Origin of the sequence: Pseudonocardia endophytica (genome assembly GCF_004339565.1) — a bacterium.
Classification (GTDB): Bacteria; Actinomycetota; Actinomycetes; order Mycobacteriales; family Pseudonocardiaceae; genus Pseudonocardia; species Pseudonocardia endophytica.
In genome coordinates, this window is record NZ_SMFZ01000002.1 from 1,277,695 (window position 1) to 1,302,385 (window position 24,691).

Sequence of the window (24,691 nt, forward strand, 5' to 3'; positions counted from 1 at the left end):
GGCCAGTCCCACGCGGCCATGATCGGCAGCTTGGTCCGGATCGGGGCGGGATCTCGCCCTCATCCGGACCGGGGCGCTGATCATGCTGGTGGTGGCGTGGGCCGTCGCCGCCCCCGCTCCGCCCCGGCCCGGGCCTGCCCGCCCCGGGCCGGCCGGCCATGATCGGCGGACTGGCATGGATCCGCGCCACGAGCGGCGCCGATCCGCGCCGGACCGGCGATCACGAGGTGGGTTCAGGCCGTCATGTCCAGGGACGCGTTGACCTTCGTCGGGCGGATGCGCACGACGATCTCGCCGGGCACGCCGTTGCGCTCGCCGAACTCCTCGGCGCGCGCCGCACCCATGTAGCGGCCACCGAGCTCCGTGGCGACCCTGCGCACCTCGTCGAGGTCCTCGACGATCTCGGCGACGCCCTGGACCTGCACGAACGCGTACGGCGGCTCGGACAGGTCTGCGGTCAGCACGACCCGCGGATCCCGGGCGACCGCCTTCGCCTTGGCCGTTCCGCCGCCGGTGTTGAACACGATGGTGCCGTCCTCGGCGAGGAACCACACCGGCGCCACCAGCGGGCGGCCGTCGCTCGCGGTCCATCCGAGCATCCCGGTGCGCGTGCCGTGGTTGAGGAACTCGACGACCTCGGGGGTCAGCGTCGCTGTGTCGGTCACGCGGCGAGGGTAGGCGCGCGGCCGGGACGTCGTCGCGCGGCCTCGTACGTCGCGGACACGGCAGGTCCGTCCGCACGGTCCGGGCGCCGACCCGCGACGCCGGCGTTCCGCTCGACCGGCCGGGTGGACCGAGTGGCACGTTCGCGCGATTGTGACGACCACAACGTTCCCCTCGATCCGCCGGACCGATCGGGTGGCACGTTCGGGCGGTCGCGACGACCGCGACGTCGCTGCCGATCTGCCGGCGGGATCGGGTGGCACGATCGCGCCGGTCAACCGGTGTGGGGTGATCGCCCGGACCGTCGGCGCGGCCATGTGCGGCGACGGCGTCGTGCGGAGATCGTCGAGCGCCGCGGTCGTCAGGGCCGGGCGGCGCGACGACGCGCAACGGAGCAGACGCCGGACAGGCGTCGGGCGACCGTCGCTCGGGGCAGGCGCCGGTGCGGTCAGGCGACGGTCGGCTCGGGGCAGGCAGCGCCGTCCTCGCGCTCGGCTTCGGAGGCGGTGGTCGAGGTGTCCGGGTCCGACGGGCCGTCGGACGGCGCGGCGAGGTAGGCCGCGGACAGCCTGCGGTACGGCCTGCTGGCCAGCGCGCCCAGCGTCATCGCCAGCCCGATCACACCGGCCACCACGAAGACCAGCGCGATCGCACGGTCGGTGCCGGTGCCGAACCACGGGCCGATCGTGCGGGCCCCGAACCCGTCGCCGCTCATGTACGGCACCACGACCAGCTCGGTGAACGGGGCCAGCAGGAACGCCGTCAGCGGCGACGCCGCCTGCTCGACGCTCTGCGCGAACCCGAACACCCTGCCCTGCCGCTCGTACGGGACGACCCGTTGCAGCACGGTCTGCTCGGCCGCCTCGGCGAACGGCATGAGCAGCATGAACGCCGCCATCCCGAGCGTCAGCAGCACGATCGAGGCCTGCAGCGGGAACAGCATCGTCGAGGTCCACAGCACGGCGTTGACCAGCAGCAGCGTCCGGATCGGCCGCGAGCCGAGCCCGGTGCGGGCCACCAGCAGCCCGCCGACGATCACGAGCGCGGACAGGGCACCCCACAGCAGGCCCCACGTCTGGACCGACACCAGGGACAGGCCGTACGGGTCCATCAGCGCCATGAACACGCCGCCGACCAGGTTGTTCACGCAGGTGAACAGGATCAGCGCGGGCAGGCCGGGCACCGACCGGACCACGCGCAGCGTCCCGCGCAGGTCGACGCCGGACCGCTGCGGCTCCGCGTCGGATCCCGGGGCGGCCCGCGCGACGGCCCCGCGCCCGTCGGGAACCTCGATCCGGGACAGGTGCAGCAGCGACAACCCCAGCACGGCGATACCGAGCAGCAGGACCGAGCGCATGCCGTCGAACGCAACGAGCAGGCCCGAGATCACGGACGTGACCAGGAAGGACAGTCCCGTCGCCGTCCCGACCAGCCCGTTCGCCCTGTCCCGCACGTCGGCCGGGACGAGCAGCGTGACCATCGTCGGCAGCGTGATCGTCCGCAGGTTGCCGGTGATCACGCCGAGCATCAGCGCGACCACGAACGCCCAGAGCACCGGGCTCGACGCGTCGCGGAACGTCTCGTCCGGCGTCGACAGGTACACGACCAGGCAGCCCGCGTAGAACAGCAGGGACACCGCGGCGGAGCCCTGCATCACCGACCGCTTGCGATGCCCGTCGACGATGCTGCCGAACCAGATCCCGGTCAGGCTCGTCGCGGCCAGGAAGATCCCCGCGATCAGGCCGGTCGCCATCACCGAGCGCGTCTCGATGTACACCCAGAACGTCACGGCGAACCACACCGTGAAGTTCACGACCGAGACGGTCAGCGTGCTCGCCAGCAGGTGCGCGAACACCCGCTGCGTGCCGTGCCGCAGGTCCAGAGTCGCCGTCGCCATGTCCTCACCCGTCCCCTTCGGATGCTGTGACCGGAGCTTTCCGACGAACTCATCGGTCGCGGCGAAACGTACGAACTGGACTCGGGTTCAGGTCAAGCCCGGCGTTGGGGCGCGCAGAATTCCTGTCGTGGGTGGCTCGTAGACTTGACAGCGTGACCGAGACCCTTCCCACACGCGCCGCCGACCTGCCCGCCAAGTGGACGCCTGGCGAGGTAGAGGGCGACATGTACCGCGGGTGGGTCGAGCGTGGGCTGTTCGAGGCGGACCCGGCGTCGGAGCGCCCGCCGTTCTGCATCGTCATCCCGCCGCCGAACGTCACCGGCAGCCTGCACCTCGGGCACGCGATGGACCACACGCTGATCGACGCGCTGACGCGCCGTCGTCGCATGCAGGGGTACGACGCGTTGTGGTTGCCCGGCATGGACCACGCCGGTATCGCGACGCAGTCGGTCGTCGAGCGGCGGATGTCCGCCGCGGGCGAGCCGGACCGGCACGAGATCGGCCGCGAGGCGTTCGTCGCGAAGGTCTGGGAGTGGAAGGCCGAGTCCGGCGGCTCGATCCTCGGGCAGATGCAGCGCCTCGGTGACGGCGTCGACTGGTCGCGCGAGCGGTTCACGCTGGACGACGGGCTGTCCCGCGCCGTCGGCGCCGTGTTCAAGCGGATGTACGACGACGGGTTGATCTACCGCGCGGAGCGCCTGGTCAACTGGTCCCCGGCGCTGCGCAGTGCGATCTCGGACATCGAGGTCGACCACTACGACGTCGACGGCGAGCTCGTCTCCATGCGCTACGGCGACGGCGACGCCTCGGTCGTCGTCGCGACCACGCGGGTCGAGACGATGCTGGGCGACACGGCCGTCGCGGTCCACCCGGACGACGAGCGCTACTCCGCGCTGGTCGGTCGCGAGATCGAGATGCCGATCACCGGCCGTCGGATCCCGGTCGTGGCCGACGACTACGTCGACCCGGCGTTCGGCTCCGGCGCGGTCAAGATCACCCCGGCGCACGACCCGAACGACTTCGAGGTCGGCCGCAGGCACGACCTCCCGATGCCGACGATCATGGACGAGTCCGGTGTCATCGCGGGTTCCGGCACGCGTTTCGACGGGATGGACCGGTTCTCCGCGCGCGAGGCGATCCGCGAGGAGCTGCGCGCGCAGGGCCGGATCGTCGCCGAGAAGCGGCCGTACGTGCACTCGGTCGGCCACGACTCGCGCACCGGCGTCCCGATCGAGCCGCGGCTGAGCCTGCAGTGGTTCGTCAGGGTCGAGCCGCTGGCGACGGCGGCGGGCGACGCGGTCCGGTCCGGCGCGACCACGCTGCACCCGAAGGAGCAGGAGAAGCGCTTCTTCGACTGGGTCGACAACATGCACGACTGGACGATCAGCCGTCAGCTCTGGTGGGGGCACCGGATCCCGGTCTGGTACGGCCCCGATGGCGAGGTCGTGTGCGTCGGGCCCGACGAGGAGCCGCCGACCGGTGAGGGCTGGCGGCAGGACTCCGATGTCCTGGACACGTGGTTCTCGTCGGGCCTGTGGCCGTTCTCCACGCTCGGGTGGCCGGACGACACGCCGGACCTGGCGAAGTACTACCCGAACTCGGTGCTGGTCACCGGCTACGACATCCTGTTCTTCTGGGTCGTCCGGATGATGATGTTCGGGACGTACGCCATGGGCGAGACGCCGTTCCGGGACGTCTACCTGCACGGGCTCATCCGTGACGAGCACGGCAAGAAGATGTCGAAGTCCAAGGGCAACGTCATCGACCCGCTCGACCTGATGGACGCCTACGGGGCGGACGCGCTGCGGTTCACGATCGCCCGTGGCTCGAACCCTGGCACCGACATGTCGCTGTCCGAGGAGTGGGTCGCCGGATCCCGCAACTTCACGACGAAGCTGTGGAACATCAGCCGGTTCGCGCTGTCCAAGGGTGCCGACAGTGCGCTGCCGCTGCCCGCGGAGGCGGACCGCACCGACGCCGACCGCTGGATCCTGGGCCGGCTCGCCGAGGTCCGCGAGCAGACCGACGAGCTGCTCGAGGCCTACCAGTTCGCGAAGGCCACCGAGGGGCTCTACCACTTCGCGTGGGACGAGCTGGCCGACTGGTACGTCGAGCTCTGCAAGACCCAGCTCGACGACCCGGCGACGGCCGACGGCACCCGTGCCGTGCTCGGGCACGTGCTGGACGCGCTGCTGCGACTGCTGCACCCGATCACGCCGTTCGTCACCGAGGCGCTGTGGCGGGCGTTGACCGGCCGGGAGACCGTCGTGACCGCGGCGTGGCCGACGGCCGAGGACACCGGCGCGCCGGTCGACCGGGCGGCCACCGCGCGGGTCACCGACGCGCAGAAGGTGATCACCGAGGTCCGCCGGTTCCGCACCGAGCAGGGCCTGCCGGACCGCAAGTCCGTCGCCGCGCGCCTGACCGGGCTCACCGGCGCCGGGCTGTCCGCGCACGAGCGGTCGCTGCGGTTCCTGAACCGGCTCGACGAGCCGTCCGACGACTTCGCGGCCACGGCCACGTTCGAGGTCTCGACGTCCGGTGGTCCGGTCACGGTCGAGCTGGACACGTCCGGGGCGATCGACGTCGCCGCCGAGCGGGCCCGGCTCGGGCGTGACCTCGCCGCCGCCGAGAAGGAACGCGACCAGGCGGACAAGAAACTGGGCAACCCGAAGTTCACGGAGAAGGCCCCCGCCGACGTCGTGGACGGCATTCGTGCCCGCCGGGAGACCGCGCTGGCGGACATCGAGCGGATCGGGGCGCGGCTGGCCGCCCTGCCGGAGGCGTGAGGCGTGACGGGACCGAGCGACCCGGACCGGTACGACCAGTTCGACGAGGAGGACTCACCCCAGTACGGCGGTGACCGTTGGGCCGAGGGCGGGTTCGGCGACGAGGACGCCGAACCGCGCGACGAGTCGACCGACGACCCGAAGACCGGGGACGAGCCCGACCGCGCGGACGAAGCGGCGTCCGCGGACGACGGGTCCGAGGAGAGGACCGCCCAGGAGGCGGTGATCGCGCGCGTCCTGGACGAGATCCGCGGTGGTGAGGCCCCGGACGTCGTGCCCGCGCAGTCGTCGGTGGCCGGGTACGCGGAGTTCCTGGCCGTCGAGGCCGCGCTGGACCGGCGCTGGCCGGAGACGGTCATGGAGCCGTCGCTGGACCGGATCTCCGCGCTGTGCGACGCGCTCGGCGATCCGCAGCGCGGCTACCCGATCGCGCACCTGACCGGCACGAACGGGAAGACCTCCACCGCCAGGATGCTGGACGCGCTGCTCACCGAGATCGGGCTGCGCACCGGCCGCTACACGAGCCCGCACCTGCAGCGGGCCACCGAGCGGATCAACCTGGACAACCGGCCGATCACGGCGGAGCAGTACGTGGCGGTCTACCGCGAGGTGGAGCCGTTCGTCGAGCTGGTCGACAGCAAGGCCGCCACGACCGGAGACGGAGCCGGCCCGGCGATGAGCAAGTTCGAGGTGCTCACCGGCATGGCGTTCGCCGCGTTCGCCGACGCGCCGGTGGAGGCCGCCGTCGTCGAGGTCGGTCTCGGTGGGCGCTGGGACGCGACGAACGTGGCCGACGCGCACGTCGCCGTGATCCTGCCGATCGGTCTGGACCACGCCGAGTACCTCGGCGACGACGTCCTGGGCATCGCCCGGGAGAAGGCCGGGATCATCAAGGAGGGCTCGGTCGCGGTCCTCGCGGCACAGGACAAGGCCGTCGCCGAGGTGCTGATCGAGCGGTGCGCCGAGGTCGGGGCCCAGGTCGCGCGCGAGGGCGCCGAGTTCGGCGTCCGGGACCGGGAGATCGCCGTCGGCGGGCAGCGCCTGGACCTGCAGGGCCTGTCCGGCCGCTACGACGACGTGTTCCTCCCGCTGCACGGCGAGCACCAGGCGTCGAACGCGGCGATCGCGCTGACTGCGGCCGAGGCGCTCGTCGGGGCCGGTGAGGCACAGCCGCTGGACATCGAGGCCGTGCGCCAGGCGTTCGCGTCGGTCGCCTCGCCGGGGCGCCTGGAGCCGGTGCGCGGCGGGCAGGGCGTGCCGACCGTGCTCGTCGACGCCGCGCACAACCCGGCCGGTGCGACGGCGCTCGCGACGGCCCTGCGCTCGGAGTTCCGGTTCGAGCGGCTCGTCGGCGTCGTCGCCGTGCTGGAGGGCAAGGACGCGCGCGGGATCCTGGCCGCGCTGGAGCCGGTGCTGAACGAGGTCGTCGTGACGACGAACGGGTCGCCGCGCGCGATGGACCCGGACGAGCTCGGCGCGCTGGCCACCGAGGTGTTCGGCCCGGACCGGGTGAGCGTGGAGCCGGTGCTGCAGCAGGCGATCGAGGAAGCGGGCGGCCTGGCCGAGGAGGCGGGCGACTCCGGCGTCGGCGTCGTCGTCACCGGGTCCGTGGTCACCGCGGGCGAGGCCCGCACGCTGTTCGGCAAGGAACCGGCGTGACCTCCGCCGAGCAGGGTGGCGTCCGCCCGCCGCCGACCGACCCGATGAAGGGCATCCGCGGGATCTTCGCCGCGACGCTGATCCTCGAGTCGATCGTCGTCCTCCTGGCGCTGCTCGTCCTGCCGAAGTTCGGCGAGGGCGCGACGGCGGCCGGCGTCACGACGATGGTGGTGATCGCACTGGCGATGATCGTCGCGAGCGGTCTGCAACGGCGTCCCCGGGGTCTCCAGATCGCGCTGGCGCTGCAGGTGGTGACGATCGTCGCCGGGTTCTGGCTGGTCACCGCGCTCGGGATCATGGGGCTGGTGTTCGCCCTGGTCTGGGCGATCCTGCTCTGGATGCGGTACGACGTCGGCAAGCGCATGGCCGAGGGCCGCCTCCCGTCGCAGCAGGACAGCGGCTGACCTGATCACCGGTTGTGGAGCCGTCCGTCGCGTGGCGAACGCGCCGCTCCGCAACCGTCGATCATCCGTCGCCGGCGGCCGACCGGCCGACAACCCGTCACCGGGGCGTCGCTACGCTCTGCGCGTGACTGAACGCACTCTCGTCCTGGTCAAGCCCGACGGCGTCGAGCGCAAGCTCGTCGGCGAGGTGATCTCGCGGATCGAGCGCAAGGGCCTCGACATCGTCGCGATGGATCTGCGCACCGTGGAACGCGACCTGGCCGCCCAGCACTACGCCGAGCACGACGGCAAGCCGTTCTTCTCCTCGCTGCTCGAGTTCATCACGTCCGGGCCGGTGCTGGCGGCCGTCGTCGAGGGACCGCGGGCGATCGCGGCCTGGCGGCAGGTGGCCGGCGGGACCGACCCGGTGGAGAAGGCGACCCCGGGCAGCATCCGCGGTGACCTCGCGCTGGAGACCGGCTCCAACCTGGTGCACGGCTCCGACTCGCCGGAGTCGGCCGACCGGGAGATCAAGCTCTGGTTCCCGTCCCTGTGACGTCGCGCCCCACGGCGGGCGTGGTCACGGATCCGCCGCCGGGGGCAGCGCACGCGCTCGGCACGCTGTGGATCGCCGTCACCGAGGCGGGCGGCGCGGTGGACTTCGTGCCCGGCTGGCCGGAACACGAGATCCGGGCGCAGGCCGAGGAGCTGATCGCGGCCGTCCGCGCCGGCCGGTCCCGGATGATCGTGGTCGGTGACCCGTCGGACCCGGACGGCACGGTGTTCGTCACGCCCGGTACCGGGATCACGGCGCACCGCGGCGAGGTCGGGCGGTTGATGGTGCGCCCCGACCTGCAGGGACACGGCCTCGGAACGGTCCTGCTGGACGCCGCCGTCGCCGAGGGCACCGCGATGGGACTCGAGCAGCTCACGCTCGGTGCCCGCGGTGGGACGTCGTTGCCGGAGTTCTACCGCAGCCGCGGGTGGGAGCTCACCGGCGTGCTGCCGAACGGCGTGCGGCTGTCCGCGGGCGACGCCCGGGACGTCCACCTGTTCCATCGTGCGCTGGTCCGTCCCGGACCGTGACGGAAACGACCGCGGCCACCCGAGTGATCCGCCCGGCCGTCGGATGGCCGATCCGTGCGCGGGGGTCCACCATGACGCCATGACGGTCATCACCTCACGTCCGACGGCGCTGGATCTCGTGCGCAGCATCGTCGTCGCCCTGCTGGCCGTCGCACAGATCGTCGTGTCGGCGTTCGCCGGCTCCGGGATCGGAGCGGTCGCGAACGCCAACCCGTCGCCGGTCCTCGCGGCCGGTTGGACGTTCTCGATCTGGGCACTGATCTATCTCGGCTTCCTGGCCTACGGCGCGTTCCAGCTCCTCCCGGGGCAGCGCGGACGCCGGGTGCACCGCCGCAGCGGCTGGTGGCTCGCCGTGTCGGCGCTGGCGAACATGGCGTGGATCGCGCTGTTCGGTGCCGACGGTTTGCTGCTGGCCGAGCTGGTGCTGATCGTCCTGGCCGTCGTGCTGACCGTCGTGTTCGTGCGGCTGTCCGCCGACCCGGCGGAGAGCGGTCTGGAGCAGGTCGTGTTCCGGGTCCCGGTCTCGCTCTACACCGGCTGGGTCGCCGCGGCGCTCGTCCAGGGCACGCTGGCGACCGGGGTGTGGATCGGGCTGCCGTCGGACGGCGCGCTGACGATCGTCGCCTCGATCGTGCTGCTCGTCGGCCTGACCCTGACCGTCGTCGCCGTGACGAACTCGGCGACCGGCATCGCGGGCCTGGCCGCCGCCGTCGTGTGGGCGCTGGCCGGCGTCGTCGCGAACGACCGGCCACTGGCCGTCGAGCTCGTCGCCGTCCTCGCCATGGCGTTCGTGGCGGTGACCGCGATCCGCCGGATCTCGCGCTCCGTACAGCCGAGGCGGGTCGCGCTCGGTTGAGCACGGAGCCTGCGGAGCTGCGCATCGGCGCTGAACCGTCGTAAACCGTTCCCGTGGCTTGCTACCGTCGCGACACGGTCGACACGGAAGGCGGACCACCATGATCACCGGAAGCATCACCGCGCTCGTCACCCCGATGACGCCGAAGGGCGACATCGACCACGACGCGCTCGGCAGCCTGGTGGAACGCCAGATCGCGGCCGGGACCGCGGCGATCGTCTCGGTCGGCACGACCGGCGAGTCGGCGACGCTGTCGGTGCTGGAGCACACGGAGGTGGTGCACGGCACGATCGAGGCGGCCGCCGGACGGGTGCCGGTGATCGCCGGCACTGGCGCGAACTCGACCAGCGAGGCGATCCACCTGACGCGCGCGGCGAAGGCGTCCGGCGCGGACGCGTGCCTGCTCGTCACGCCGTACTACAACCGGCCCCCGCAGGAGGGCCTGTACCAGCACTTCAAGGCCGTCGCCGAGGCCGTCTCGATCCCGCAGTACCTCTACAACGTGCCGGGTCGCACCGCCGTCGACATGCTCCCGTCCACGGTCGCCCGGCTGGCCGAGATCCCGAACATCGTCGGGCTCAAGGAGGCCAAGCCGGACCTGGAGCGGGTGCGCGAGCTCGTCGCGCTGGAGCTGCCGGACTTCGCGCTCTACTCCGGCGAGGACTCGACGGCGCGGGCCAGCATGCTCGCCGGGTTCCACGGCGTCATCTCGGTGACCGCGAACGTCGCCCCGGAGACGAACGCGCGGATGTGCAAGGCGGCCGTCGCGGGGGACTCGGAGAACGCGTCCGCGCTCGACAACGAACTGTCCGGGCTGCACTCCGCGCTGTTCACCGACCCGAACCCGATCCCGGTGAAGTGGGCACTGGCCGAGCTGGGCCTGATCCAGCACGGCATCCGTCTCCCGCTCGTCACGCTCGACGCGTGGCACCACGAGGACGTCCGGGCCGCGCTGCGCCAGGCCGGGCTGCTCAGCTGATCACTCCGTCTCGGGAGCGGCCTCGGCGGCCGGGGCGCTCGACGTCTTGACGTTGCGCACGATGTCACGGCCGAACGTGACGTCGAGGCGCTCGGAGACGGCCAGCTCCAGCACGGCGAGCATCGCCTCTCCGGAGATCCGCCGCAGCTGCTCGATCGTCTCGTAGACCCGCGGCCACTGGTCCGAGGGCCGCCCGGACGCGTCGAACGGCTGCCAGACCTCCCCGAGGAACAGCTCGACGTAGATCTTCGCGATGCCGTCGGCGTGCTTGCGGAGCTGTTCGACGACGTCGAGCGAGCGCCCCACCGGGATGCCCAGGCCGGTGAGGTCCGCGGCCGCGTTCATCAACCGCGGGCTGACCTCCTCGTAGGTGTCGTCGCCGAGCTCGCGCAGCAGCCCCATCTTCTGCCCGCGCTTGAGGAGCTCGACGTCGTCGGTCGCGAACCGCTCGGCCAGCTCCGCGGTCTGCACGACCTGGCGCTCCTCGGCCGCGAAGAGTCCGCGCACGGTCCGGATGAAGTGCACGACCTGCTCCGTGGACCCGCCCGTGGTGTCCAGCAGCTTCTTGATCGTGTCGAGCTTGACGCCCTCGTCCTGCAGGTCCTGGATCAGCTCCAGACGTGCCTCGTGACCGGGCCCGTAGTAGCCGGTCCGGGCTTTGACCTGCGGCGGGGGGAGCAGCCCGCGTGCCTGGTATGCGCGGATGTTCCGGACCGTGACGCCGCTGACACGGGCCAGCTCGTCGATCGTCCGCCATCCGTCATGCTCGTCGTCCTCGGGCATGGGACACAGCTTAGCAGGAGTCGATGTGACACAGAATTCTCTTCGATTGACTTGCTATGTAACATCAACTCATGCACTCTCGATGTCATGTTCAGAGTCGCCCCGCCCCGACAGCGCCGAGGCGCCGCTCCGCAGGCTCCGCGCGCGGGCCACCGGCTGCTGGCCGCCGCGTCCGCGCTGACCACCCCCTTGCTCCCCGAGGACTTCCTCGGGCTCGTCGATCCACTGTGGTCGACCACCCAGCTGCGCGGACGCGTCGTCGCCCGCCGCCGGGAGACCGGCCGTGCCGTCTCCGTCACGATCGAGCCCGGCCGGGCGTGGACCGGTCACCGGGCCGGCCAGTACGTCCGGATCGGGATCGACGTCGACGGCGTCCGCCACTGGCGCTCGTACTCGCTCTCCGGCGCGGAGGGCGACGAGCACCTGACGATCACCGTCCAGGAGGTCGACGACGGCGTCGTCTCCCGCAAGCTCGTGCGTGACCTGCCGATCGGCACGATCGTCCAGCTCGAGCAGGCGGCCGGGGACTTCCTGCTCGCAGAGCCCGCGTCGTCGCTGCTGTTCGTGACCGCCGGCAGCGGCATCACGCCGGTGATGGGCATGCTGCGCACCCTGGACCGGGCCGGTGCCCGGCCGGACGTGAGGCTCGTGCACAGCGCCCCGACCGTCGACGACGTGATCTTCGCCCGCGAGCTCGACGCGCTCGCCGAGCGCTGGCCGGGCCTGCGGGTCCACCTGCGGCACACGCGTTCCGACGGACGTCTCACCCCCGCCGACGTCGACGCGCTCGTCCCCGACCGGGCCGATCGCCTCACCTACGCCTGCGGCCCGGCCGAGATGCTCGACGCGTTCACCGAGCAGTGGCCCGGCCTGCGCGTCGAGCGCTTCACCGCACCCGCGCGCAGCACCGGAGGGACCGGCGGCTCGGTCGTCTACGGGGAGAGGCCCGTCGACGTCGAGCCCGGCGCCAGCCTGCTCGAGGCGGGCGAGGCGGCGGGCGTGCTGATGCCGTCCGGCTGCCGGATGGGCATCTGCTTCGGCTGCGTGCTCCCGCTGCGCGACGGCCAGGTCCGCGACCTGCGCACCGGCGAGGTGCACGGCGAGCCCGGTGACCTCGTCCAGACCTGCATCTCCGGGGCGAGCGGCGACGCCGTCCTGGACACCGACCCGAAGGAGCGCCGCTGATGACTGCGACACTCGAGACCCCCGTCAACGACCTGCGCCCCGACCAGCAGCCGCTGCGCCCGACGCTGCAGCTCGTCCCGTCGAGCCGCCGGGAGGACGTCGCCGCGACCACGTCGCTGACCGCCGACCAGATCGAGGAGCTCGGCCGACGGCTCGACGCGATCCGCGACCGCGTCCTGTCCGAGCGCGGCGAGAGCGACGCCGCCTACATCCGCAAGGTCGTCGACGGGCAGCGCTACCTGGAGATCGGCGGCCGCGCGCTGCTGTTCGCCGGCGTGCTGCCACCCGCCTGGATCGCCGGCACCGCCATGCTCTCGATCGCCAAGATCCTGGAGAACATGGAGATCGGGCACAACGTCATGCACGGCCAGTGGGACTGGATGCGTGACCCGAAGATCCACTCGTCGACCTGGGAGTGGGACAACGTGTCCTCATCGGCCGAGTGGAAGATCTCGCACAACTACATGCACCACACGTACACCAACGTCGTCGGCAAGGACCGCGACGTCGGCTACGGGATCCTCCGTCTCTCCGAGGAGCAGCGCTGGACCCCGTACTACCTCGGCAACCCGGTCTACAACCTGCTCCTGTCGCTGTTCTTCGAGTACGGCGTCGCGCTGCACGACCTGGAGGTCGAGAAGGTCGTCTCCGGCGAGAAGCCGGTGGCCCGGGTCTGGCAGCAGATCAAGGGCATCGGACGCAAGATGGGCAAGCAGTTCCTCAAGGACTACGTCGCGTTCCCGGCGCTGGCCGGCCCGTTCTTCGCGCCGGTGCTGTTCGGCAACCTGACCGCGAACCTCGTGCGCAACGTCTGGTCGCACGCCGTGATCTTCTGCGGCCACTTCCCGACGGGCGCGGTGCAGTTCGAGGAGGAACAGCTCGAGGGCGAGACGCGTGGCGAGTGGTACGTGCGGCAGCTGCTCGGCTCGGCGAACCTCGACGGCGGTCGGTTCTTCCACCTGATGACCGGCCAGCTCAGCTTCCAGATCGAGCACCACCTGTTCCCTGACCTTCCGTCGAACCGGTACGCCGAGGTCGCGCCCGAGGTGCGGGAGCTGTGCCGCGAGTACGGGCTGGAGTACACGTCCGGTCCGCTGTGGAAGCAGTACGCGCAGGTGCTCGGGACGATCAACCGCCTGGCGCTGCCGTCCGGCCGTCGATGAGGATCGTCCGGTCCGCCGGGGGCGCAGATCACCCTCGCCGAGATGAACACCACGGTCGTCCAGCGCGGCTGTGACGACCATGACGTTCACGTCGAGGCGGATCGTCCGCAGCGCACCGACGGGGCCGCCGGTGATCAGCTCCGTCACGGGGCGCCCGGCGCCCAACCCGCGAGCACGGTGATCGCCGTCCGGGTGCAGGATCGGCCGCGGGTGGCCGCTCCCGCACCCGTCCGTGGTCACGCCGCGGGGACGGCGTCCAGGAAGCCGTGCACGGCCGCGATCCGCCCGTCGTCGCCGGCCACGACGACGTCGAACCCGATCACCGGAGCGTCGCCCGGTCCGTCGAGCACCTCGGTGGGGCCCGCCTCCCAGCGGAACCGGGCCTGGTCGTGGTGCGCGTCCACCGGCCCGAGCAGACGGAACTCGAACCCGGCCAGCTGGGTACGGGCGGCGCCGACGAAGCCGGCGATGCCGTCGTGACCCGCGACGGCGGCCATCGGGTCGGTGTAGGTGGCCTCCGGCGTGAACAGGCCCGCGATCCGGTCGTGCCGGGTGGCGTCGTCGGACTCGTTGAACGCGGCGATGTAGCGCTGGGCCAGATCGGTGAAGTCGGTCATGGTGTCCTCCTCGTTCGGTTCGTTGACGGCTCCGAGCCTGCGGTCGACGAGGGAACGTTCGCGATGACCCGTTGGGTAACGGGTCCGATTACCCCGCAGGTCATGGTGGGGCCCGGATCCGCCACCTAGCGTGCGACCCGTGAGCGGGCAGAGCGCGAGGCCGGAACGACCGGGCGGACCGGGAGAGATGCTGCGGTTCTGGCGTGCCCGGCGCCGGGTGAGCCAGATGGATCTCGCGCACGCCGCCGGCGTGTCCACCCGGCATCTGAGCTTCGTCGAGACCGGCCGGTCCGGAGCCAGCCGCGAGCTGCTCGGTGCGCTGGCCGAGGAGCTGGACATCCCGCTGCGTGAGCGCAACGCGCTGCTGCTCGCCGCCGGCTACGCGCCCGCCTACACGGAGCGTCCCCTGGACTCGCTGGGGCCGGTCCGCGACGCGCTCGACCAGCTCGTCGCGGCGCACGACCCGTACCCCGCACTCGTCGTGGACCGGTGGGGCGACGTGCAGCTGGCCGGCCCCGCGGTCGCACCCCTGCTGGACGGCCTGGACCCGGAGGTGCTCGGCCCGCCGGTCAACGTCTACCGGGTCAGCCTGCACCCGGGCGGGCTCGCGCCGCGGATCCGCAACCTCGCGCAGTGGCGGGAGCACCTGCTGCACCGGCTGGAGCGCCAGGTACGGGTGACGGCCGACGTCCGGCTCGGCGAGCTCCTGGCCGAGTGCCGTTCGTACCCGGCCCCGGACACGCCCGCGCTGCCCTCACCGGCCGGAGACGTGCTCCTGCCGCTGCACCTGGCCACGGACGCGGGCGACCTCGCGTTCCACTCCACGATGACGACGTTCGGCGCGCCCCACGACGTCACGCTCGCCGAGCTGGCGCTGGAGGCGTTCCTCCCCGCCGATGCACCCACCCGCGCCGCCCTCGAGGCCCTCGCCGCCGCCCGCGCGTCCGCCTGATCCCGGCGAGAGCTGCTCCCGCCCGGCCGGCGGGAGCTGGCGTGTCCACGTCCGGCGCGGCGGCGAGTGTGGCGTCCGTGTCGTCGAAGCGGACGGGCGCGACATCCGTGCGGTGGGACCGGGCGCGTGAGCAGGCCTACGTGGAGGCGCGGGCGGCGGTGCGGGTGATCGCGTCGATCAGTCGCAGCCAGACCCGGTGGGGCAGGTCGTGCCCCATCCCCGGTACCTCGACGAGCTCGGCGCCCGGGATCGCGGCCGCCGTCGACCGCCCGCCGGAGGGCCGGATGATCCGGTCGTCGAGCCCGTGGACCACGCACGCCGGGCAGGTCAGGCGCGCCAGGTCGGCCGTGCGGTCCCGCTCCGCGACGATCGCGGCGAGCTGACGGCCGGACCCGGTGCCGTCGCCGGTCTCCCGGTCACGGGATCGACGCATCGTGACGCGCACGTCCTCGTCGTCGGCGGGCGTCCGTTCCCGGGACCCGATCCGGCGGAACGACGCGACCATCCCCTCCACCGGGTCCGACGACGGCGGGCGCAGGAACTCCGGCACCATCCGCCAGGACACCGTCCCGGTCCCGTCACCCGGCCGCCCCATCACCGACGTCAGCGACAGCGTCCGCGACGGGTGCCGGATCGCGACCTCCTGCGCGACCGTCGACCCCAGCGACGCCCCGACCACGTGTGCACCGCGCCGGTCGAGCGCCTCGATCAGGCCCGCGGCGTCGTCGGCCATGTCACCGAGCGTGTACACCGGCCGCGCCCGGCGGGTGAGGAAGCCCCACGCGCTGATCCCCGGCCCGCGCACGTGCGTGGAGCGGCCGACGTCACGGTTGTCGAACCGCACGACGTGGAACCCGCGCGCGGCGAGTGACCGGCAGAAGTCGTCGCGCCACCAGTCCATGGACAGCCCGAGCCCCATGATCAGCAGGACCGCCGGATCGGTGGGGGAGCCGAACGACTGGTGGCAGAGCCGGATGCCGCCGGGCACGGTCGTGAACTGCTCGTCGGTCGCGGAGATCACGGACGGCATTCGGGTGGTCCGCCCCCGCGGTTCGGAACACCGGACCGCGTCTACGCTGGTACAGCGTGGCACCCACGTCCGTCTTCCCCGCCCTGGAGCCGATCCTGCCCGCGGTCTCGAAACCCGTGCAGTACGTCGGTGGTGAGGGGAACTCCCAGGTCAAGAACTGGGACGAGGCTGCCGTCCGGTGGGCGCTCCTGTACCCGGACGCCTACGAGGTCGGCCTTCCCAACCAGGGCGTGCAGATCCTCTACGAACTCCTGAACGAGCGTCCCGACGCGCTGGCCGAGCGCTGCTACGCGGTCTGGCCGGATCTCGAGGCGCTGATGCGCGAGCACGCCGTGCCCGCGTTCACCGTCGACGCGCACCGCCCGGTCGGTGCGTTCGACGTGCTCGGTGTGTCGTTCTCCACCGAGCTCGGCTACACGAACCTGCTGACCACGCTGGACCTGGCCGGTATCCCGCTGCACTCCGGTGACCGTTCCGAGGAGCACCCGGTGGTGCTGGCCGGTGGGCACGCGGCGTTCAACCCGGAGCCGGTCGCGGACTTCGTCGACGTCGCCGCACTGGGCGACGGCGAGGAGGTCGTCGGCGACATCACCGACGTGATCGCCGCCTGGAAGTCCGATGGCAGCCCCGGCGGGCGCCGGGAGCTGCTGCTGCGCCTCGCCGGGACGCCGGGCTGCTACGTGCCCGGCCTCTACGACGTGACCTACGGCGAGGACGGCGCGATCGCCGCCGTCGAACCCGTGGACGAGCGCGTCCCGCGCACCGTGCAGAAGCGCACCACGATCGAGCTCGACGACTGGCCGTACCCGAAGGCCCCGCTCGTCCCGCTCGCGGAGACCGTGCACGAGCGGGCCAGCGTCGAGATCTTCCGCGGCTGCACGCGCGGCTGCCGGTTCTGCCAGGCCGGGATGATCACCCGTCCGGTCCGGGAGCGGTCGCTGCAGGGCGTCGGCGAGATGGTCGACAGCGCGGTGCGCGCCTCCGGGTTCGACGAGGTCGGCCTGCTCTCGCTGTCGTCAGCGGACCACACGGAGATCGCCGACATCACGAAGGGCCTGGCCGACCGCTACGAGGGCACGAACACGTCGCTCTCCCTGCCGTCCACCCGCGTCGACGCGTTCAACATCGACCTCGCCAACGAGATCAGCCGCAACGGCCGCCGCTCCGGCCTGACGTTCGCCCCGGAGGGCGGGTCCGAGCGGATCCGCCGGGTGATCAACAAGATGGTCTCGGAGGACGACCTGATCCGGACCTGCTCGGAGGCGTTCGCCCAGGGCTGGCGGCAGGTGAAGCTCTACTTCATGTGCGGCCTTCCGACCGAGGAGGACGAGGACGTCCTGGAGATCGCCGGGATGGCGCACCGCGTGATCAAGGCGGGCCGCGAGGCGTCCGGGCGCAACGACGTGCGGTGCACGATCTCGATCGGCGGGTTCGTGCCGAAGCCGCACACGCCGTTCCAGTGGGCCGCCCAGTGCCACCCCGAGACCGTCGACGCCCGGCTGCGCAAGCTGCGCGAGGCCGTCAACTCCGACCGCAAGATCGGCCGCAACATCGGCATGCGCTACCACGACGGCGAGCCGAGCCTGATCGAAGGCCTGCTCGCCCGGGGCGACCGTCGCGTCGGTGCGGTGATCGAACGGGTGTGGCGCGAGGGCGGACGTTTCGACGGGTGGTCGGAGCACTTCTCGTACGCGCGCTGGTGTGACGCGGCGGCCGCCGAGCTGGAGCCGCGCGGCGTCGACCTGGCCTGGTTCACCACCCGCGAGCGGGGCCGCGACGAGATCCTGCCGTGGGACCACCTGGACTCCGGGCTCGAACGCGACTGGCTCTGGGACGACTGGCAGGAGGCGCTCGAGGGCCGCGAGCAGGACGACTGCCGCTGGACCCCGTGCTTCGACTGCGGCGTCTGCCCGTCCACCGGCACCGACATCGAGGTCGGCCCGAGCGGCACCACGCTGCTGCCGCTGACCGTCCTGAACCCGACGGCGTCCGGTGACCGATAACCGCTCCTCGATCCCGGACCCGTCCTCGGTGGTGGACGCGACCAGCTGGGAGTCCGGGGGACGACGGCTGCGCGTCCGGATCGCCGACGAGCGCGACGTGTCCGCGCTCGCCCGGCTGCGGCGCCAGTGGCTGGAGGAGCGCGCCGGACGCCCGGTGCCCGACCCCGGGTTCGAGGAGTCGTTCGCGCAGTGGTGGCGGGTCGAGCAGCCGCGGCGTTGGCACTGGGTCGCCGAGGCGGGCTCGGACCGGGCCGGGTACACGCCGGTCGGGTCGATCAACGTCGTCGAGACGGTCCACATGCCACGCCCCGGCGGGCGCACGGCACGGGCCGGGCAGGTCGGCAACGCGTTCGTGCTCGCCTCGTTCACCGAGGCAGGCGTGCCGCGGGCACTGCTCGCGGCGGTGATCACGCACGCCAGGGAGCGCTCCTACCGTCGCCTGATCCTGGCCCCGACGTCCGGCAGTGCCGCGTTCTACCGGCGCGCCGGCTTCTCCCCGGCCGACGAGACCCTGCTCGTGCTCGACCCGCACGCGAGCGGCTGAGCTCCCCGTTCCTGTCGGTGGGCACCGGCACACTCCCTCGCGAGATCGAGGAGGGGCGCCGATGGCCGCACCGCCGCGGAGATCGACCTCGACGCCCTGCCGTGATCAGCGGGAGCGAAGTCTGGTCGTTACACGAGAGTTCCCGTTACGTCGCGCCGTTGCGGTGCGGAACGGTTAACGTCCCGCTGATCTCCGGCGCGAGCGGCGCGCCGGGCCGGGGGAGCCGGGGGACCGCATGACCCAGTCCGAACAGGAGTCCGGTACCGAGCACCGGCAGTCCTTCCATCACGAGGAGGAGGGCTACCAGAAGAGTCTCGGCAAGCGTCAGCTGCAGATGATCGCCATCGGCGGTGCGATCGGGACCGGGTTGTTCCTCGGGGCCGGTGGCCGTCTCGCGTCGGCCGGGCCCGCGTTGGCGATCGTGTACGCGATCTGCGGCTTCTTCGTGTTCCTGATCCTGCGGGCGCTCGGCGAGCTGGTGCTGCACCGGCCGTCGTCGGGCTCGTTCGTCTCCTACGCACGTGAGTTCTACGGCGAGAAGGCCGCCTACGTCGCGGGCTGGCTGTACTGGCTGAACTGGGCGTTCACCTCGGTCGTCGACACCACCGCGATCGCGCTGTACATGAAGTACTGGGGCGCGTTCGAGGCGATCCCGCAGTGGGTGATCGCACTGGTGGCGCTCGTCGTCGTGCTCGGCGCGAACCTCGTCTCGGTGAAGCTGTTCGGCGAGATGGAGTTCTGGTTCGCGATGATCAAGGTCATCGCGCTGGTGGCGTTCCTCGTGGTCGGCGTCGTGTTCCTGGCCGGCCGCTTCCCGGTGAACGGCCAGGAGACCGGGTTCTCGGTGATCTCGGACAACGGCGGGCTGATCCCGACCGGGCTGCTGCCGGTCGTCGTGATCACCTCGGGTGTCGTGTTCGCCTACGCCGCGACGGAGCTCGTCGGCACGGCGGCGGGGGAGACGGAGAACCCGGAGAAGATCATGCCGCGGGCGGTGAACTCGGTGATCGCCCGGATCGCGCTGTTCTACGTCGGCTCGCTGGTCCTGCTCGCGCTGCTGCTCCCGTACACCGCGTACAAGGAGGGCACCAGCCCGTTCGTCACGTTCTTCGCCAGCATCGGCGTCCCCGGCGCCGGCACGATCATGAACCTGGTCGTGCTCACGGCGGCGCTGTCCAGCCTGAACGCCGGCCTGTACTCCACCGGCCGGATCCTGCGCTCGATGGCGAAGAACGGCTCCGCGCCGAAGTTCACCGAGCGGATGAACCGGCAGGGCGTGCCCTACGGCGGGATCGGGTTGACCGCGGTGGTCACGCTCCTGGGCGTCGGCCTGAACTTCGTCGTCCCGGACGAGGCGTTCGAGATCGTGCTGAACATCGCGTCGCTGGGCATCCTGGCCAGCTGGGGGACGATCGTGCTCTGCCAGATGCGGTTCGTGCGGATGGCGCAGGCCGGAGTGCTGCGGCGACCGTCGTTCCGGCTCCCGGGGTCGCCGTACAGCGGTGGGCTGGTGCTGCTGTTCCTGCTGGCCGTGCTCGTCCTGATGGCCGTCGACTACCCGGTCGGCACGTACACGGTCGCGGCGATCCCGGTGATCGCGATCCTGCTCGTCATCGGCTGGCTGTTGGTGCGCCGGCGGGTGATGGTCGCGGCGAACGAGCGCATGGGCTACACCGGCGAGTTCCCGGTGCGTGCCGACCGGCCCTACCCCGGTGACCATCGCGACGAGTGACAGACTGGCGCCATGGCACGGGTCCGGCAGGGAGCGGCGGCGAACCCGGCACCCCCGACGGTGCAGCGGGTCCGCCTCCGTTTCGCGAAGCGCGGACGGCTGCGGTTCCTGTCCCACCGTGACGTCGCGCGCAGTTTCGAGCGGGCGGTGCGACGGGCCGGGATCCCGGTGTCGCACTCGCACGGGTTCAGTCCGCACCCACGGTTGTCCTGGGTCGGTGCGGCGCCGACCGGGGCGGCCAGCGAGGCCGAGTACGTCGAGATCGGCCTGACCAGGGAGGTCGACCCGGAGCAGGTCCGCGCGGCGCTCGACGCGGCGCTGCCGGACGGCCTCGACGTGCTGGACGCGACGACCGCCGAGGCGCCCGCGCTGGCCGACCGGATCGACGCCGGACGGTGGCGGCTGCAGGTCACCGGCGTGCCGGTCGCCGAGGCCGAGGCGGCCGTGACGGCGCTTCTCGACACCGACTCGCTGATTGTGACACGAGTCACACCATCGGGTCGTCGCGAGATCGACGTGCGTGCGGCGCTGGTCGCACTGACCGTCGACGCCCCGGAGCCCGGCGGCGACACCGGACCCGAGCCGGGACGGGGCGGCGGCGGACCGGACTGTGCGATACTGACGGCGGTCGTACGGCAGACGACACCAACCGTTCGACCCGATGACGTGTTGGGTGCGCTCGGCGTTGTCGCAGGCTTGACGCCTCCGGTCCCGGTGACGGCGACCCGGCTGGCGCAGGGACTGCTCGACGACTCGGGACATCTCGCGGATCCGCTCGGTCCGGTCCCGGCGACCCGGGTCTGACCGGCGCCGCCGGCCCACCGGCCGACGGGGAGGACCTCGCCACGCCGTCGCGGCAGCACCTGCAAGCCGGTGTCGGCGACACACCAGATGTGCCGCACCGCGCACCCGAGCGCGGCGCGGAGAAGAACGCAAGGTCCCTGCGCGGCCGCCTTCGAGAAAGGCGCCCGGGGACGAAGGAGCTCAATGTCGATCGATGATTCGCCCGCCGGGGAGACCGGTGGGCAGTCCGGGGTGTCCGGCCCCACCACACCGGACCTCCCCGAGAAGCTGCGGGTGCACGCACTGGCCCGCCTCGTCGGCAGGACCAGCAAGCAGGTGCTGTCCGCGCTCTCCGAGCTCGGGCAGGAGGTGCGCAGCGCCCAGTCCAGCGTGACGCGCGCCACCGCCGAGCAGGTGATCGCCGCACTCGGCGGCGTGGCGGAGGCCGTTCCGGGGCTCGGTGAGCAGGAGGCCGCCCCCGCCGCGGCGGCCGCGCCGGAGGAGCCGGCCGCGCCGGACCCGTCGCCCGAGGCCTCGCAGCTCGGCACCCCCGCGACCGACGCGCAGACCGACGACACGCCGGACCTTGCCGCACTCGCCGCCGCCGTGGCGCCGCCCGCCGACGCGCCCGCGAAGCGCGCGGCCGGTCTCGCGCCGGTCTTCAACGCGGCGCCGATGTTCCAGGCCCCGGGATCCGGCTCCGCGGCCACGGCGCCGGCCGCGGACGGGGAGACCGCCGAGGTGGAGTCCGCGGACCGGGCCAAGCCGTCCGGCAAGTCCGGCCGCGGCAAGCGCGGACGGAAGAAGGACGCCGAGCCGGCCGTCGAGGAGGCCGAGGAGACGGCTGCGCAGGCCGAGGAGACAGCCGCGCAGGCCGAGGACGAGGACGCGTCGGAGGCCTCCGGCGACGGGTCCGAGGACGACTCCGACGACGACGGCGGCGCCCGCAGGCGTCGTCGCAGGGGACGTCGTGGTCGCGGACGTGGCCGCGGCGCCGACGGCGAGGAGACCGACGGCGAGGACGGCGACGACACGTCCGACTCGTCGTCCGACTCCGACGACGAGTCCGGGAGTACCGAGGACTCCGACTCCACCGACTCCGAGACCGACGACTCATCGGACGGCGGCGGATCCAAGCGCAGGCGGCGCCGTCGTCGTCGTGGCGGATCGGACAACGGCGACGATCGCGGCGACGACGACCCGCCGAACACCGTCACGAAGGTCCGCCAGCCGCGGACCCAGGACAAGGACTCCGACTCCTCCGACGACGGTGTGCAGGGCGTGCGCGGCTCCACCCGCCTGGAGGCCAAGCGCCAGCGCCGCCGGGACGGACGGGACGCCGGACGGCGCCGTCCGCCGATCCTGTCCGAGTCGGAGTTCCTGGCCCGGCGCGAGTCCGTCGACCGCTCGATGGTGATCCGTCAGCTGTCCGATCGCACCGAGATCGGCGTGCTGGAGGACGACGTCCTCGTCGAGCACTTCATCACCGGCGGCCGCTCCGGCGACGGCAGCATGGTCGGCAACATCTACCTCGGTCGCGTGCAGAACGTGCTGCCCAGCATGGAGGCGGCGTTCGTCGACATCGGGCGCGGCCGCAACGCCGTGCTCTACGCCGGTGAGGTGAACTGGGACGCGGCCGGCCTGAACGGCAAGGCCCGCAAGATCGAGCAGGCGCTGTCGTCCGGCGACCAGGTCCTCGTGCAGGTCACGAAGGACCCGGTCGGGCACAAGGGCGCGCGGCTGACCACCCAGATCAGCCTGGCCGGCCGGTTCCTCGTGTACGTGCCGGTCGGGAGCGCCGCCGGGATCAGCCGCAAGCTGCCCGACACCGAGCGCAAGCGGCTCAAGGACATGCTCAAGGAGATCGTCCCCTCGGACGCGGGTGTGATCATCCGGACCGCGTCGGAGGGTGTGAGCCACGAGGCGCTGGAGCGCGACGTCCGACGGCTGCAGGCGCAGTGGGAGGTCGTCAAGGAGAAGTCCGAGAAGACCGGAAAGGGCGCGCCCAAGGCCCCGACACTCCTCTACGAGGAGCCGGACATGCTGGTCAAGGTCGTGCGCGACCAGTTCAACGAGGACTTCTCCCGGCTGATCATCTCCGGTGACGACGCGTGGGACACGGTCGCGGGCTACGTGCAGCACGTCGCGCCCGAGCTGAGCGACCGGATGCACCGGCACACCGGCACGTCCGACGTGTTCACCGAGCACCGGATCGACGAGCAGCTGCTCAAGGCGCTCGACCGCAAGGTCTGGCTGCCCTCCGGCGGCACGCTGGTGATCGACCGGACCGAGGCGATGACCGTCGTCGACGTGAACACCGGCAAGTTCACCGGCTCCGGCGGAAACCTCGAGGAGACGGTCACCCGGAACAACCTCGAGGCCGCCGAGGAGGTCGTGCGCCAGCTCCGGCTGCGCGACATCGGCGGGATCATCGTCGTCGACTTCATCGACATGGTGCTCGAGGCGAACCGGGACCTGGTCCTGCGCCGGCTCACCGAGTGCCTGGCCAGGGACCGCACGCGTCACCAGGTCGCCGAGGTCACGTCGCTCGGGCTCGTGCAGATGACCCGCAAGCGGGTCGGCGGCGGACTGCTCGAGCACTTCTCGACGCCGTGCGAGCACTGCCGCGGCCGCGGCGTGATCGTCTCCACGGACGGCACGCTGTCCGGCGGGCACGACCACGGTCACAGCGGGAACGGCAACGGCCACAACGGCAACGGGCAGAACGGCCAGAACGGCAGTGGCAACGGCAACGGCCAGAACGGGTCCGGCGACGGCAACGGGCGCCGGTCGCGCTCCCGGGGCCGCCGCGGTGGCGGGGACCGCCAGCCCGTCGAGGTGGACACCAGCTCGGCCGTGGCCGGTGTGGCGCTGGTCGAGGCGGCGAGCCGGGTGAACCGGTCGGCCGCCGAGACGGACGGGTCCGTGGCCGTGGAGACGGCCGCCGCGGGGACGGCCGACGCCGTCGCAGCGACGGCGTCGACGACCGGCCCGGACGCCGAGGTCGCCGCCGTGACGCCGTCCGTGACGGTGCCGGAGGAGCCCTCTCCGGCCGCCCCCGCCGGGTCGGCGCCTGCCGCGGAGACGGCGCCCGCCGCGGAGCAAGGGGCCGCCACGGCGGCCGAGCCGGTGCCGGCCTCCGAGCCGATGCCGGAGCCGGTCACGGCGCCCGCCGCGGCGGAGTCGACGGTCGAGGACGCCGGTCACCGCAACGGCGACGGCGCGGCCGACGAGCCGGCCCAGCGCCGTCGTCGGGGACGGGTGGTGCGCTCCGCCGGATCGCCCGCTGCGACGGCCGAGCCGGTCGTGATCACCACGTCCGCGTCGGAGCCGGAGCCGCCCGCGGCCCCGCCGCCGCCGGTGGCACCCCAGCCGGAGCCGCCGACCGTCGCGACGCGGACGCGCCGTCCGCGCCGGGCGGCCTCCCGTCCGGCCGGGCCGCCGCCCGCGGAGGCCGAGCCGGGTGACAGCCCGCAGACCGGGGGAAACGGCGAGTCCGACCCGGTTTGACCCTAGGAAATCAGCATCCGTATCCTGGGACGTCGGAAGCCCCACTTGAGCCAGACATCGGGTGGTGGCGTGCGCGC

The 24,691-nt window shown here is 72.3% G+C and carries 20 protein-coding genes; 15 read left to right on the top strand and 5 right to left on the bottom strand.

Translation table 11 applies throughout. From position 1 onward, the window contains the following. Positions 1-233 precede the first annotated feature (233 nt). A complete protein-coding gene (locus EV378_RS24840; protein WP_132429830.1) occupies positions 234-665 on the bottom strand; it encodes a PPOX class F420-dependent oxidoreductase in 432 nt (143 codons plus the stop codon). Positions 666-1,111: 446 nt separating this feature from the next. Continuing rightward, positions 1,112-2,560 carry an MFS transporter gene (locus EV378_RS24845; protein ID WP_132429831.1) on the bottom strand — a complete coding sequence of 483 codons (1,449 nt, stop codon included), beginning with the start codon at positions 2,558-2,560 and terminating at the stop codon, positions 1,112-1,114. Between the two features lie 152 nt (positions 2,561-2,712). On the opposite strand from EV378_RS24845, the gene EV378_RS24850 reads away from it, so the two are divergent. The 7 genes from EV378_RS24850 (at position 2,713) to dapA (ending at position 10,312) form a co-directional block, all read left to right on the top strand. Continuing rightward, positions 2,713-5,349, top strand: a complete 2,637-nt coding sequence (locus tag EV378_RS24850; protein WP_132429832.1) for a valine--tRNA ligase — start codon at positions 2,713-2,715, stop codon at positions 5,347-5,349. 3 nt (positions 5,350-5,352) lie between these two features. Further along, a complete protein-coding gene (locus EV378_RS24855) occupies positions 5,353-7,008 on the top strand; it encodes a bifunctional folylpolyglutamate synthase/dihydrofolate synthase (RefSeq protein ID WP_424511255.1) in 1,656 nt (551 codons plus the stop codon). Beyond that, complete coding sequence (locus EV378_RS24860; RefSeq protein ID WP_132429833.1) at positions 7,005-7,412, top strand: DUF4233 domain-containing protein; 408 nt, start codon at positions 7,005-7,007, stop codon at positions 7,410-7,412. The genes EV378_RS24855 and EV378_RS24860 overlap by 4 nt, the downstream gene beginning before the upstream one ends. Positions 7,413-7,536: 124 nt before the next feature. After that, positions 7,537-7,947, top strand: coding sequence for a nucleoside-diphosphate kinase (gene ndk, locus EV378_RS24865; RefSeq protein WP_132429834.1), 411 nt, complete (start codon positions 7,537-7,539; stop codon positions 7,945-7,947). Then, positions 7,944-8,477: a GNAT family N-acetyltransferase gene (locus tag EV378_RS24870; protein ID WP_132429835.1), complete on the top strand. Its 534-nt coding sequence runs from the start codon at positions 7,944-7,946 to the stop codon at positions 8,475-8,477. The genes ndk and EV378_RS24870 overlap by 4 nt, the downstream gene beginning before the upstream one ends. Positions 8,478-8,556: 79 nt before the next feature. Continuing rightward, positions 8,557-9,333, top strand: coding sequence for a hypothetical protein (locus tag EV378_RS24875; RefSeq protein ID WP_132429836.1), 777 nt, complete (start codon positions 8,557-8,559; stop codon positions 9,331-9,333). Between the two features lie 100 nt (positions 9,334-9,433). After that, entirely contained in the window at positions 9,434-10,312 is an 879-nt protein-coding gene (gene dapA / locus EV378_RS24880) for a 4-hydroxy-tetrahydrodipicolinate synthase (RefSeq protein WP_132429837.1), read from the top strand. Here the strand turns inward: dapA and EV378_RS36010 are convergent, their stop codons facing one another. Beyond that, positions 10,313-11,095: a MerR family transcriptional regulator gene (locus EV378_RS36010; protein WP_132429838.1), complete on the bottom strand. Its 783-nt coding sequence runs from the start codon at positions 11,093-11,095 to the stop codon at positions 10,313-10,315. An 87-nt stretch (positions 11,096-11,182) separates the two neighbouring features. On the opposite strand from EV378_RS36010, the gene EV378_RS24890 reads away from it, so the two are divergent. Together EV378_RS24890 and EV378_RS24895 are read left to right on the top strand one after the other, a co-directional pair. Next, positions 11,183-12,280 carry a ferredoxin reductase gene (locus tag EV378_RS24890; RefSeq protein ID WP_132429839.1) on the top strand — a complete coding sequence of 366 codons (1,098 nt, stop codon included), beginning with the start codon at positions 11,183-11,185 and terminating at the stop codon, positions 12,278-12,280. Next, positions 12,280-13,443, top strand: coding sequence for a fatty acid desaturase family protein (locus EV378_RS24895; protein ID WP_132429840.1), 1,164 nt, complete (start codon positions 12,280-12,282; stop codon positions 13,441-13,443). The genes EV378_RS24890 and EV378_RS24895 overlap by 1 nt, the downstream gene beginning before the upstream one ends. Before the next feature lie 236 nt (positions 13,444-13,679). Here EV378_RS24895 and EV378_RS24900 read toward each other — a convergent pair whose 3' ends face one another. Then, positions 13,680-14,060 carry a nuclear transport factor 2 family protein gene (locus EV378_RS24900; RefSeq protein WP_132429841.1) on the bottom strand — a complete coding sequence of 127 codons (381 nt, stop codon included), beginning with the start codon at positions 14,058-14,060 and terminating at the stop codon, positions 13,680-13,682. 139 nt (positions 14,061-14,199) lie between these two features. On the opposite strand from EV378_RS24900, the gene EV378_RS24905 reads away from it, so the two are divergent. Further along, complete coding sequence (locus EV378_RS24905) at positions 14,200-15,012, top strand: helix-turn-helix domain-containing protein (protein ID WP_341540453.1); 813 nt, start codon at positions 14,200-14,202, stop codon at positions 15,010-15,012. A gap of 136 nt (positions 15,013-15,148) precedes the next feature. Here the strand turns inward: EV378_RS24905 and EV378_RS24910 are convergent, their stop codons facing one another. Then, positions 15,149-16,033: an alpha/beta fold hydrolase gene (locus EV378_RS24910; RefSeq protein ID WP_243653755.1), complete on the bottom strand. Its 885-nt coding sequence runs from the start codon at positions 16,031-16,033 to the stop codon at positions 15,149-15,151. A 65-nt stretch (positions 16,034-16,098) separates the two neighbouring features. Here EV378_RS24910 and EV378_RS24915 point away from each other — a divergent pair, with 65 nt between their 5' ends. The 5 genes from EV378_RS24915 to EV378_RS24935 all read left to right on the top strand — a co-directional run bounded on the left by EV378_RS24915 (position 16,099) and on the right by EV378_RS24935 (position 24,614). Further along, the gene (locus tag EV378_RS24915; RefSeq protein WP_132429843.1) at positions 16,099-18,045 is read left to right on the top strand and encodes a TIGR03960 family B12-binding radical SAM protein; all 1,947 of its coding nucleotides are present in this window, start codon (positions 16,099-16,101) and stop codon (positions 18,043-18,045) included. Continuing rightward, positions 18,035-18,589, top strand: coding sequence for a GNAT family N-acetyltransferase (locus tag EV378_RS24920; RefSeq protein ID WP_132429844.1), 555 nt, complete (start codon positions 18,035-18,037; stop codon positions 18,587-18,589). Before EV378_RS24915 ends, EV378_RS24920 begins: the two co-directional genes overlap by 11 nt. A 235-nt stretch (positions 18,590-18,824) precedes the next feature. After that, positions 18,825-20,321 carry an amino acid permease gene (locus EV378_RS24925; RefSeq protein ID WP_132429845.1) on the top strand — a complete coding sequence of 499 codons (1,497 nt, stop codon included), beginning with the start codon at positions 18,825-18,827 and terminating at the stop codon, positions 20,319-20,321. A gap of 12 nt (positions 20,322-20,333) precedes the next feature. Then, complete coding sequence (locus EV378_RS24930; protein ID WP_132429846.1) at positions 20,334-21,125, top strand: TIGR03936 family radical SAM-associated protein; 792 nt, start codon at positions 20,334-20,336, stop codon at positions 21,123-21,125. Positions 21,126-21,308: 183 nt separating this feature from the next. Continuing rightward, positions 21,309-24,614 (top strand): translation initiation factor IF-2 N-terminal domain-containing protein, encoded by a 3,306-nt coding sequence (locus EV378_RS24935; protein ID WP_132429847.1) that lies wholly within the window; start codon positions 21,309-21,311, stop codon positions 24,612-24,614. The last annotated feature ends 77 nt before the right edge of the window (positions 24,615-24,691 follow it).